Origin of the sequence: Vibrio sp. MEBiC08052 (assembly GCF_001506075.1) — a bacterium.
Classification (GTDB): domain Bacteria; phylum Pseudomonadota; class Gammaproteobacteria; order Enterobacterales; family Vibrionaceae; genus Vibrio.
In genome coordinates, this window is the sequence record NZ_KQ947475.1 from 3,837,786 (window position 1) to 3,850,710 (window position 12,925).

9 protein-coding genes are annotated in these 12,925 nt (G+C 46.3%); 6 read left to right on the top strand and 3 right to left on the bottom strand.

Annotated features, from left to right (window positions below; all coding sequences use genetic code 11):
* The first annotated feature begins 143 nt into the window (after window positions 1-143).
* The 3 genes from exaC to VRK_RS16540 all read left to right on the top strand — a co-directional run bounded on the left by exaC (window position 144) and on the right by VRK_RS16540 (window position 3,747).
* Window positions 144-1,664: an acetaldehyde dehydrogenase ExaC gene (gene exaC / locus VRK_RS16530; protein ID WP_059122389.1), complete on the top strand. Its 1,521-nt coding sequence runs from the start codon at window positions 144-146 to the stop codon at window positions 1,662-1,664.
* A 449-nt stretch (window positions 1,665-2,113) separates the two neighbouring features.
* Window positions 2,114-3,088 carry an amidoligase family protein gene (locus VRK_RS16535; protein ID WP_059122390.1) on the top strand — a complete coding sequence of 325 codons (975 nt, stop codon included), beginning with the start codon at window positions 2,114-2,116 and terminating at the stop codon, window positions 3,086-3,088.
* Window positions 3,061-3,747, top strand: coding sequence for a gamma-glutamyl-gamma-aminobutyrate hydrolase family protein (locus VRK_RS16540; protein ID WP_059122391.1), 687 nt, complete (start codon window positions 3,061-3,063; stop codon window positions 3,745-3,747). The genes VRK_RS16535 and VRK_RS16540 overlap by 28 nt, the downstream gene beginning before the upstream one ends.
* Before the next feature lie 175 nt (window positions 3,748-3,922).
* Here VRK_RS16540 and VRK_RS16545 read toward each other — a convergent pair whose 3' ends face one another.
* The gene (locus VRK_RS16545) at window positions 3,923-5,329 is read right to left on the bottom strand and encodes a glycoside-pentoside-hexuronide (GPH):cation symporter (RefSeq protein WP_059122392.1); all 1,407 of its coding nucleotides are present in this window, start codon (window positions 5,327-5,329) and stop codon (window positions 3,923-3,925) included.
* A 793-nt stretch (window positions 5,330-6,122) separates the two neighbouring features.
* Here VRK_RS16545 and VRK_RS16550 point away from each other — a divergent pair.
* From VRK_RS16550 to VRK_RS16560, 3 genes are all read left to right on the top strand, one after another.
* Complete coding sequence (locus tag VRK_RS16550; RefSeq protein ID WP_059122393.1) at window positions 6,123-6,377, top strand: hypothetical protein; 255 nt, start codon at window positions 6,123-6,125, stop codon at window positions 6,375-6,377.
* Window positions 6,378-6,476: 99 nt separating this feature from the next.
* On the top strand, window positions 6,477-9,239 hold the full coding sequence (locus VRK_RS16555; protein WP_059122394.1) for an immune inhibitor A domain-containing protein: 2,763 nt from the start codon (window positions 6,477-6,479) through the stop codon (window positions 9,237-9,239).
* 220 nt (window positions 9,240-9,459) lie between these two features.
* Window positions 9,460-9,996, top strand: coding sequence for a thioesterase family protein (locus VRK_RS16560; RefSeq protein WP_059122395.1), 537 nt, complete (start codon window positions 9,460-9,462; stop codon window positions 9,994-9,996).
* Between the two features lie 25 nt (window positions 9,997-10,021).
* Here the strand turns inward: VRK_RS16560 and VRK_RS16565 are convergent, their stop codons facing one another.
* Both VRK_RS16565 and VRK_RS16570 read right to left on the bottom strand, forming a co-directional pair.
* A complete protein-coding gene (locus VRK_RS16565; protein WP_059122396.1) occupies window positions 10,022-12,073 on the bottom strand; it encodes an FUSC family protein in 2,052 nt (683 codons plus the stop codon).
* Window positions 12,070-12,924 (bottom strand): efflux RND transporter periplasmic adaptor subunit, encoded by an 855-nt coding sequence (locus VRK_RS16570; protein ID WP_059122397.1) that lies wholly within the window; start codon window positions 12,922-12,924, stop codon window positions 12,070-12,072. The genes VRK_RS16565 and VRK_RS16570 overlap by 4 nt, the downstream gene beginning before the upstream one ends.
* Window position 12,925: the final 1 nt, after the last annotated feature.

Below are 12,925 nucleotides of genomic sequence, written 5' to 3' on the forward strand. Positions count from 1 at the left end.
ACACAAAGGTAACAACAAGTTTTTCAATGCTGGCCTGTGATTTGCGTTACACAGAAAATTACAGGCAAAACATAACGCCTGAACAATGCCAAAACAAACAATGGTATGAATGTGAAAATAAAATAAGCCAGAAGGAACGACATATGATTTATGCGCAACCCGGAACAGCAGATGCAATCATCAACTTTAAATCCCATTACGACAATTATATTGGGGGTCAGTGGGTCAAACCGGTTGATGGCAGATACTTTGACAATATTTCTCCGGTCAACGGTCAACCTTACTGTCAGGTTGCCCGTTCTTCGGAAGCGGATATCAACCTTGCTTTGGACGCAGCCCATGAGATTCGTGCTAAGTGGGCTGCGACACCTGTAGCTGAGCGTGCCAACATTCTCCTCAAAGTTGCTGATCGCATCGAAGCGCATCTGGAAGAGCTGGCGGTTGCTGAGGCATGGGAAAACGGTAAGCCGGTTCGTGAAACACTGGCTGCGGATCTGCCGTTGGTGGTGGATCACTTCCGCTATTTCGCCGGTTGTATTCGTGCGCAGGAAGGTTCGGCGGCAGAACTGGACAGCACCACGGCCAGTTATCATTTCCCTGAACCGATCGGCGTGGTCGGGCAGATCATTCCGTGGAACTTCCCAATGTTGATGGCGGCCTGGAAACTGGCTCCGGCACTGGCTGCCGGTTGTTGTGTGGTATTAAAACCAGCAGAACAGACACCAACGTCTATACTGGTATTAATGGAAAAAATTGGTGACCTGTTGCCACCGGGTGTTATCAATATTGTTAACGGATACGGGGCTGAAGCAGGCCAAGCGCTGGCAGTCAGTAACCGCATTGCCAAACTGGCCTTTACCGGTTCAACCCAAGTGGGTAACCATATCTTGAAATGTGCGGCAGATAACTTGATTCCATCGACTGTGGAGCTGGGCGGTAAGTCACCCAATATCTATTTCTCCGATATTTTCGATTACGAAGATGAGTATTTGGATAAGTGTATCGAAGGTATTTTGCTGGGATTCTTCAACCAAGGTGAAGTTTGTACGTGTCCGTCCCGGGTGTTGGTGCATGAATCGGTCTATGAGCGGTTTATCGAGAAAGTGATTGAGCGGGCGAAAACCATTAAGCAGGGGAATCCGCTTGATACTGAAACGCAGGTCGGTGCGCAGGCGTCACAGGAACAATTCGACAAGATTCTCAGTTATCTTGAAATCGGTCGTAACGAAGGGGCTCAGGTCTTGTTTGGCGGAGAAGCGTCGCAGCAAAGTGGCAGTGTTGAACATGGTTACTACATTCAGCCAACCATGCTGTTCGGTCATAACAAAATGCGGGTGTTTCAGGAAGAGATTTTCGGTCCGGTGATTGCTGTCACGACGTTTAAAGATGAAGCTGAGGCCTTGGCACTTGCCAATGACACTGAGTACGGATTGGGTGCCGGAGTATGGACGCGTGATACCAATCTCGCGTACCGCATGGCAAGAAATATTGAAGCCGGTCGGGTTTGGGTCAACTGTTATCATGCTTACCCGGCACACGCGGCTTTCGGTGGCTACAAAAAATCAGGGATTGGCCGGGAAACGCATAAGATGATGCTCGGCCACTATCAGAATACGAAGAATATATTGGTGAGTTACAGCACTAACCCACTGGGATTCTTCTAGGGTTTTGTCTCCCCGCTTCACAAAAAAGAAGTTGTGAAGCTTATTGTGCTGATCTAAGGAAGGTTTGGCACGCTTACGCAGCGCCTCTGATTTCAGAGGCGCTTTTTTATGGTGTTAGACTTGCTTGTCTACCAGAGTCTGGCAGTGAATGAGGTGGGTCACACGCTTACTGATTTCATCGAAGAAGATGACTAGAAAGGTGGTTATGGTGCCTGTCCCTGTCATGGTCGATAGCTGATATTGAATTGTGCAACTATCGTGACTATCCGATAGAGGACGCCACAGCGTCCTTTTTTTGGCATGGTTGTTCTACAGATTGCTCTCTGTTTGGCATCAACAGATAGTCAGGCATATGTCAGAACCACCCGTTAGACTTCTGGCCATCTTGTAAAAGCCAGAGGTTAATATGCTAGACTGATAAGATAACCTACAAAAATGGTGATTTATCAATGTCATTTAAGATGCCACCTATCACTGCTACCCAAAATGGTGATATCAGAAAGGTAGGATTTGAATTGGAATTTACCGGTTTGACGCTTGAGCAAGCGATTGAGCCCTTGTGTTCGATCTTGGGCGGTAAAGTCGAGCAGCAGTCTGCGGTTGAGTTTGGTGTGCGTACCGACGATTTAGGAACGTTCAATATCGAATTAGACTGGGATTTTCTCAAACGTAAAGCCAAAACGGCCTGGCAGGAAGACGATGGTCATCAACTGGTCGATCTATTACATCAGGCCGCTTTGCCGATTGTGCCACTTGAAATTGTCAGCCCCCCGATCCCTCTGGATCAACTTGAACCCCTCAATCAACTGATTCCGGCCCTACGTAAAGCAGGTGCAAAGGGGACAGAAGACTCCGTGATTGCCGCCTTTGGTGTACATATCAATCCTGAATTACCAGATTTGACTGCCACAACGATCAACAACTATCTCAAAGCGTTTGCTTTACTCCAGTGGTGGCTAGTCGAGGCGCATGACGTCGATCCAACCCGTCGGCTCAGTCCCTATATTGCACTCTATCCTGACGCTTATGTGAAAGTACTGCTCAACGATACTTCGGCTGATTTAGATCATCTGTTTGATGGTTATCTCAAACATAATGCCACGCGTAATCGTGCGCTGGACTTATTACCATTATTGGCCGAAATCGATGCTGACCGTGTTCGTCAGGTCGTCGATGATCCGAAAATCAAAGCGCGCCCCACATTTCACTATCGCCTGCCTGATTGTCGTATTGAAGATGCCAACTGGGATCTGACCAAGAGTTGGGATTTATGGTGTGTTGTCGAAAAACTCGCGGCAGATCCGCAGGCTATCAAGACGCTGACAATGCGTTTTCTGAAATTAGAACGCCCATTGATTGGTGTTGATCGCAAAGTTTGGGTAAAGGAGATTTCACAATGGCTCAACGACCGAGGGTGGGCGTAACGGGCAACGGCAAGCGCTGGTCACCTTCGTGGTGGTGTACACGGATTGCATTATGGCTGGTCGGCGCGCGGGCAATCCGCTTAAGTGTCCGCCATTCATGGTCGGGTGAATCGTTGGATGCTTTGATTATTGGGGGCGGTGACGACATCAGCCCCGAACATTATGGTGGCGATGTCAATCAACAGGTGAGGCTCGACCCCGAACGCGATCAACTGGAAATTGATTGGATCGAATGGGCACTTGAACATCGTAAACCGCTGCTTGGCATATGCCGCGGATTACAATTGATTAATGTGGTCAAAGGTGGCTCTTTATATGCCGATATTCGCGGGCTGCGTCAACAGACGTATAACCGTTCAGGATTACTCCCGACCAAACAGGTCAAGCTCAGTGTGAACTCAAAACTGGCCGCCGTCTGTAGAAAGACACATTTACGCGTGAATAGTTTGCATCATCAGGCCGTCAAAAATGTGGGGCAGGATTTACAGGTGGTTGGGACGGATTTAGACCAGTTTACTCAGGCGGTGGAAAGCATCGATCATGCCCCCATACTCGGTGTGCAGTGGCATCCCGAATACCTCTTTTACTTACCCACGCAACTCGCTATTTTCCGCTGGCTATGTGCTCAGGGGGCTGCCTATCAAACGGATAAAGCATGATTCAGGATTGTTCGCATTTTTTGACTGAAAAATGAAGGAATTATCAATTCTGAGGTAGGGGGTGAGAAGTTAAACACTGTTGGTTGCATGAAGCAACCAACAGTTGATACCAGCCTATCTCACCAAACGTCCTCCCGATTTAACCCGAACATCTCAGTCAAATCAGTACTTTTTTTTATATTAACGCCTCGCGATCTTTCTGGGCCTGAACCGGCTCTGCCGACAGGGGGTCAGACAGTTCAAGCTCAGTCAAGTCAGATTTGATTTGAGCCAGTTTGTGGTTATCAAGTTTATAGAACAGCATAAATATCGCTAATGAGGCAAAAAACAATCCGGGGATCACGGTAAACAGTAAGTTGATCGCATTGATTGCTTCTGGTGTTTGAACTGCTGCGCCACCTTGATATCCAGCCCACGCCAAGATCCAACCGACACCGGCACCACCAATCGCGATACCCAGTTTGATGGCAAACAGATTGGTTGAAAATACCATGCCGCTCAGTGAACGGTTACTGCGGGTTTTTTCGTAGTCAACCACATCGGACATCATGCTCCACAGAATCGGGGTGGTACTCATTTGCACCACACCTAGCAGGACGACTAATGTAAATACCGCAGGGACATTAGTGGGTTCGACGAGGTAGAGTAATGCTGCGAGAATCCCTGAGATCACTGTCAGAATTCGGTATGTGGTTGGTTTGTTATATTTGCCGAATAAAGGCGAAGATAACATCGCCCCGACAATATTCGCCAACATCCCGGAAACCATAAAAATCGTGGCAAGGTCTGCCCGGCCCATCACGACTTTCACATAGTACATCGTGGATGCCCCTTTAAATACGACCCCCGTGAGGAGCACGACGTTTACAATGAATAAGATTCGCCACTGACTATTTTTCATGAGTCGCTTTAAGTCTTGCAGCGCAGATTGCCTCTCTTCTGTTGGGACATAACGCTCTTTGGTATTCGCAAAACTGAAAAAGAATAATGCGATAGCACCAAGCCCCATCACCGCCATTGCGCCCAAATAGCCTTTTTGCGTATTCCCTTGACCAATAACATCCACCAGCGGGAGTGCAACCATGGCGACAATCAGCCCACCCGCTGTACTCAGTGCGAAACGATAGGATTGTAGCGAAGTCCGTTCACTTGAGTCATTAGTAAGGGCATTGGCCATCGCACAGTAAGGGACATTGATCGCTGTATACATGAGTGTTAAGAAAATATAAGACGTGTATGCGTAGATCAGTTTTCCGGTTTCACCAAAATTCGGGGTGAAAAAAGCGAGCATACAAGCAACCCCGAAAGGAATCGCAATCCACAACAGGTAAGGTCTGTAGCGGCCATGCTTTGAATGTGTTCTGTCAACAATTGAACCCATAATCGGGTCTGTTACGGCATCAATAAAACGGACGAGTAAAAACATGGTTCCCATATGTGCGGGAGAGAGCCCATAAATGTCCGTATAAAAGTAAGCTAAAAAAAGCATGACGGTCTGCCAGACAAAGTTACAGCCGGTATCGCCTAAGCCATACGCGATTTTCTCTTTGACCGACAATTTATTGGTAGTTGTCGTAGTCATTTTATTTATTCTCCAGGGTACAGGTTTACCAATATTTATTGTGTTGGGTCGTGGAATATAATCAATGTGTCTAAATTAATAATGGATTTATGATATTTTATTAATGTGACAAATATTACAAAAAAAGTAATTTATCAAATATTAAAAACATTAAAAATCAATAAGTTAAGTTTATTGTTTGGCTGAGTTCTTATGATATTTGCGACGTGAAGCACAATTAAACAATAGGAGGCATCAAGAATAAAAACATAATCGTTGTAAAAATATCAATGACTCGCCTAGTTGTATCATGAAACGATAGATAATTGATCAAATAACATGGTAAGTGAATGTTTAAAGAAATAGATATGGAAAAAACATGATCATACCCATACATCTGATTTTATCATTCTCTATTGTGAAGTAATCGATCCAAATGACGATATAGATATCATGTTGTGCTGAGTGAACAATTTGTGTTGAGTGAACAATGTAACCGTAACCAGATATGATGATTAGGTTTATTTGTGATAATCACCCAAATATATTCCAATATAAATTATTTTATTATCATAATGATAAATGTAAATAATATAGCCGTTTAACTGATTGATGTTATTCTTAAATGATGAATATGCATTCTTGGTATCTTACTATATCTTCTTTTTTATCAATTAATCGTGGTCATCCTATGATTACTGTTCATTATATTTTCAAATCATTGGTTGGATAGTTTAAATTAAAAATTATTTGTTGAAATAATGTAAATATAAATATATTTTGTAAAAAATAATTACAGAAAAACAGACTCAATATGAAAGCAAGGATCGCATTTTTATTGACTTTGGGCTTCTCAGCTCAGGTTTATTCCGGCTCTCCGCCTCAGGATGAAAAATTACTTCAGTCACTGATTCAACGTGGTGTTATCTGTCAAGGTTTACCCTACGAAGAACAGCAAGAAGCACTCCGTATTTATCTGAATAAGAAGGCAAAAATTCATCCGGATAAATCTTCGGAAACATCTGAAACAACTACTTCGAAATCGTGTATTGCACCACCTAAACAATAATCTCACTCGCAACAAACCTGTTCATTTTGATTTTTATCCTTCATCAAAATTCAGGAATAGTTGGCTATTTGTAACATAAAAAATAAAAAGGATTATCCAATGATAAAAATGAGGAAAACCTTGCTTGTAACGGCAGTGATGAGCTGTATTGGTATCAGCAGTTATACGCATGCACATGCCCCGGTCGATATGGGAGTTGTGAATGAAGAAAAACTGATTGAAATGCTGATTCGCAAGGGTGTGATTGATCGTGACGCATCGGAAGCGGTGAAACAGCGTGCGCTCAAAGCCTATTTGGCGAAAAAAATAGATCATGGCTTTAGCGGTGATGATCAGCTCGGTAAGAAAGCACTGCTCAACCGGGCAAAAGTGCTGAAAGCGATGAAAGCAGGGAAAGGGAGCCAACAGCACAATGTCTTTGCACTGGATGTCAGCCAGAAGCGGAATGATAAAATTCTCGCGCTGTTGATTGATTTTCCCGATTTGCCATGGAATGACAACCGACTGACACCAGAACTGACGGATATGTTCTATGCCAGTTATCTTCCCGAACATTATCAGTCGTTATTATTCTCTGATACCGGCTATGACGGCCCCAGCGGGCAAAATCTGATTTCAATGCGTCAATATTATCATCAGGAATCCGGTGATAGTTACGGTGTTTCCGGTAAAGTCATGGGCTGGTATCACGCTCAACATGAAGCCGCTTATTATGGCGGTCATACCGCATCAGGCGGTAATGATATCAACCCGCAACAACTGGTCCGCGAAGCGCTCGATCAGCTTGCCAAAGATCCCAATATCAATCTTGCTGATTATGATATTGAAGATCGCTACGACTACGACAATGATGGCGATTACCGTGAACCGGATGGTGTGATCGATCACCTGATGGTTTTCCACTCATCGGTTGGTGAAGAAGCTGGTGGTGGGGTACTGGGTGATGATGCGATATGGTCACACCGCCATAATTTGGGACAATTTTATGTCCTGAAAGGCACGCAGAGTAATGTGCCGGGTCGGTTCAACGGTCAGTATGCAGCCTATGACTACACCATGCAGCCGATTGATGCAGCCGCGGGAGTTTGTGCGCATGAATATGGGCACGATCTGGGACTACCCGATGAATACGACACTCAGTATACCGGTAAAGGTGAGCCTGTTTCTTATTGGTCAATTATGTCTTCGGGCAGTTGGGCAGGGAAGGTTCCGGGCACAGAACCGACAGCATTTTCGGCTTGGTCGAAACAGTTTTTGCAAGATGGGGTCGGTGGCAAGTGGGTCAACGCAACCCAAGTAACGCTCGATGAGCTGGTACAACATGCCAAAGTGATTAAGCTTCGCCAGACAACCGATACCGAGCAACAAAATCTAGTCAAAATTCCTTTACCTCCGAAACAAGTTGAAGATTTGCCCCCGTATGAAGGCAGTTATGATTTTTATTCTGATAAAGGAGATAGTCTGAAGAATAAAATGCATCGTACTTTAACGGTGCCGAATGCATCTAATGTGACGTTGAAGTTTAAAGCTTGGTATCAAATCGAGAAGGACTATGATTTCGCGCGAGTCACGGTCAATGGCGAGTCGATTGCCGGGAACATCACCACTATGGATGATCCGCAAAACACCGGTTTAGTGCCGGCAATTTCAGGCAAATCAGAAGGATGGGTCGATGCTGAATTTGATCTGTCGAAGTGGGCCGGACAGGAGATTGATTTAGGGTTTGAATACATCACAGACGGTGGTCTGGCAATGGCTGGTCTCTATCTGGATAATCTGCAACTTGAAGCGGATGGAGTGACGACGCTGATAGATGATGCGGAAAGTGCACCGACGTTCACTTTTGATGGTTTCCGTCTCAATAATGGCTTCCACACTGCCAACCATTATTATCTGCTCCAATGGCGAAGTCATGAAGGTGTCGATGCCGGTTTAGGCCACTTACGGCGCTTCAATAGTTTGATGTCATTTGAACCGGGTCTGCTGGTTTGGTATGTGGACGAATCATTGACCGATAACTGGGTCGGCAAGCATCCCGGTCAAGGCTGGCTCGGTGTAGTTGATGCCGACCAAAATGCGCTGGTCTGGGTGAACACGGCTCAAGCGGCACAAACGCGTTTTCAAGTGCGTGACGCAGCATTCTCATTGCAAGATCAGGCACCGTTGCGTCTGGTCAACAATGATGGCGATGTACTGGAAGATAGCAGCTTAATTGCAACCGCTAATTTTGCCGATGATCAGGATTATAGCAATCCCGGCCAACCCGATGCAGGACGGTTATTGACTGAACTGGGGTTACAAATTGATGTGTTAGAGCATGGAGAAAATAATCAATATGGTTTGATTAAGATCTCTCAAGCATCGACACCCAATGCCACGCCCCAAGCTGATTTTGATTTCACAGTGAAAGATCTGACAGTTTCAACCGTCAATCGTAGCCAAGATACCGATGGCAATATTGTGAGTTATCACTGGGACTTCGGTGACGGTCAGACGAGTACCGCTGCTGCACCGACGTGGACGTATCAAAAACAAGGCACTTATCGCGTTTCCTTGACGGTCACCGATGAGCAGGGCGCAACGGATAGTGTCAGTAAATGGGTCATCGCGCTTGAACCGAGTCAGGCACCGATTGCACGCGTCTGGCATTTCAATTTCCTCCGCACAGTGATGATGTGGTCGACAAGCTGGGATGAAGACGGACATATTGTTGATACCAAATGGACCCTTCCCAACGGTGAAGAGAAGCATGGTTTGTCGCTGATATACACGTTTTCCAAACATGGTCAGTATGATGTGTTATTGACGATTACGGATAACGACGGGAACGTCACAACCAAAACAATTAGCGTCAGTCTATAAAGATTCGTTTATCGCGACAGATACGAGTTTTGACTCTGTAAAGTGCAACCTCTGGGTTGCACTTTTTACGTCACAGCCCATGACCTCAAAGCAGATTGCGTCAAAGTGAAGCGGGATGCAATCATGTTGTAACACGTATATTTATTGTGGTATGACCAGTTTTGGATTACGCTGATTTGTATCGAATGAATGGATTCATCCAGAGAGTAAGGGGAAGGTCATGAACCTTTATTTCCGTTTCATGTGGCTTTTGGTTTGGCGGATGCGCTTTTGTCGGCGTCTCGGTTTGTTGGATAACTCCCGATTAGAATTTCGTGCCTGGCCCACAGATTGTGATATTAATTTACATCTGACCAATGCCCGTTATCCGGCACTGATGGATTTAGGCCGAACCTATCTGTTGGCCGAAATGGGGTTGTTGAAACCGTTTCTGAAACGAGGTTGGTTGCCAGTCGTCAATGCTTCTGAATTCACGTTTATACGGGCGATTAAACCCTGGCAAAAATTCTCTATTGACAGCCGGATTCTCGGTTGGGATGAAAAATACTTCTATCTGGAACAACGGTTTACCAGTCAAGCAGGGTTACATGCGATTGCGAATATCCGTGCCTTGTTTGTCTGTAAAGGGCATAAGGTGGCGACGGCTGAATTACTCCGGGTGGCTGACTTCGAATTGCATCATACGCCGGAGTTGCCACAAGATATTCAAAACTGGAAATTCTTGTTGCAAATGAAGAAAGAGCAGAATGCGATTTGAAGCTCGTTAACAATGCAGCCGAGTATCATTCATTGATACTCTTTGCTGTCCTCTTAAACGTTAAACTGATCCGTTGGATCATTCCCTCAACCATCCGAAGTTGTGCTTCGCTAATCCCCGCAGTTTGTAGATCAGCCAATAATTGTCCGGAAGCCATTTGAAATGGCTCGCTATACCGGCCTTGAGCTGCCAATCTATAAGCTTCGGCCAAAGCTGTCTGCCAATGCCGATACGATGAGGTTTGTTGATTCAGTCCGAGCGTGTTTAACATCCGGCTGAACCGCAAAATAATGTGGCCGAGATTGAGTCCCGTCAGAACAACATCCGTCATTCTCTGTCGCTCCGGTGTCGGTTCTCCGGTAATCGAGCGAAGTAATCGATCTGTCATTCGGGCGTTAAAGCGGGTTTCTTCATTTTCCTGATGGCATGAAAGTGACTTCAAATCGTTCACTGTCGCTTTTAAGACGCCTTTTTGAATCAGTTTCAGACTCGGGCCGGTGATGATTTGGAATAGCCAATACAACAGGTAACTGCCGCAGATAATACCCAGCCCGCTACTGAGCGCGAAGTCGATAGAAAACGACAGGCTCATATCCGGGCCGGGGCGAGTTAAAATGGTAAAAGGGATGCAAAAGCCGAGTCCGTAAGGCAGGGTTGGACGGTTTGCCAGTGCCAGCAGACCGAGAAAATAAGGCCCGGCCAGCACGAGCAATAGCAAAATATAATCGGCTGAACTTTGGGCAAGAATATTCAGTGCATAAAAAATGGCGACACAAACGGCGACGATGGCGCTGATCGTCAGTCGTTTCAGAACGATGGTCACGATGTTGAGTGGTAGGCGAGCCATCATCATCGAAAAGATCACCGGCAGAATCATCATCATGATCACCGCCGATGAGCCCGTAAAAATCCAGAGCGTGGAAGATATAGCGAAAACACTCACCGTTCTCAGTGCGACGGAGATCCCAATCCACGGATCCCGGTGAGGTCGGAACTTCGGGGCATGGAGTCGCGTGCCTTCGCGGTGGAAAATCGCCTGATAGGTGGTTAAGACTACGATCAGATCCGCGGCCATCTCCATGGCAACTTTGATCAAGCGTAATTCTATCGGGCTGGCTTGCTCCGTTGACTGCTTGAGTACCAGCAGTTTTTGGCGCAGATTTTTCGCAATTTGATAGCAGACTTGCCGGTCGGTTTCTGCTTTCATTTGGCAGACGGACTGGCGGATATGCTGGACGATATGATTGAGAAACGGACTGTCCAGTTCGGGATGATAACGTTTGACCCGACCAAAGATCTGAATGACTGCCAGCAACGACATAATTTTGTTATTCAGCAGGGAGATTGCCCGGTACATACTGGGTCCTTGCGGACCTTCATACTGAACAGCGCTGGTACTCTCATTGAGTTGTGCCAGCGTCTCTAAAATCGCATCAAGCGCCTGATGTCGTTCCTGATGCGTTTTATTTTCATCCAGTTCATGAACCAGATAATGTAATGTTTGATTAACTACAACACGCGAGAGGTCGTGCAGACTGTCTTTGATATGGGTCGGCCAGAAGAACAGGCTGATCAGCGTAGCGCAGACTGAACCGACAATCAGCTCACTCATGCGAGCCTGAGCAACATCAAATACGGTATGGCTTGAGATGACTGCTGTCGGTTGGGCCATGGTCAACACAACGATGAGAATCGGGGTGACGCCAGCCATGGTGTAGGCATAGATGGCATTGGGATTACGCACCATGGCAGAGAAATATGCCATCGTGCCCAGCCAGAGCCCCAGTGCCGGTAATGCCAGTTCCGGGAATGGCATCAGCCAATTCAGAATCAAAATGCCGATACCGCCCCCGACCAAGGTGCCGCTGATTTGGCTGATCCCTTTTTCAATCACTAGTCCGCTTTCGGGTCTGATTTGCAGAAACACGGCCGACACCAGCGCCCAGTAAGGACGATCTAACTGACAGTACATCGCCACATACAATGACAGTGCCATTGCGATAATCCCTTTGGTGGCAAAAATCACTGCCGAACGCTGCGGGAAAAAAATGGCCTTGGCGAGAACTGATGCACTCACTCAGTCGGTTCCTGTATGTTGATTGAGGCGGTCATACCGGCACTGAGTTGTTGTTGATCGACTTGATCATCGAGCCGGATATTGACCGGAATCCGTTGCGCGAGTCGTACCCAGTTAAAGGTTTGTTGGATTTGTGGCAGCAGTTGACTGTTGGTATTGGTGTTGCTGTTGGCAATCGCGCGACCAATGCTCAACACTTTTCCGGTCAGCGGTGGTTGTCCGTTCATCAATTGGATCGTGGCGGGCTGACCGATCTGAATTTTGGCAATTTTCGTTTCTTCAAAATAACCGGTGATATAAAAAGAATTCTTTTCGACCAATGCCAGCACGGAAGTCCCCTGGCGGACGTAATTGCCGGAACGCAGGCTCAAATTAATCACTGTTCCGTCAAATGGTGCCGTGATCTTGGTTCTTGCAAGGTTGAGCTTCGCCTCGTCTAACTGAGCCTGAGCCAGTTGGTAATTGGCTTTGGCGATATCCATGTTGATGCGGGCGGTTTCCAGATCTTCACTACTGATTGAATCCTGACTCGGTAGATTTTTACGTCGTTCATATTTGTGCTTCGATAACTCCCAAGCCGCAAGACGATTTTGCAGTGTCGCATTGGCCTGAGAGACGGCTATCTCATAACGTTGCGAATCGATCCGGAACAATGTTTGCCCTTGACGGATGACTTGGTTATCACTGACCGCCACATGTGTGACAAAACCGGATACATCCGGAGAGATGGTAATGATATGGGCGTTCACTCTGGCATCTCTGGTCCACGGCGTCAGCATATAATGATGCCAGAGCCAGTAACCGGAGCAGACTGCGATCAGAATCATGATGACGGTTGAAAATTTTTTCATC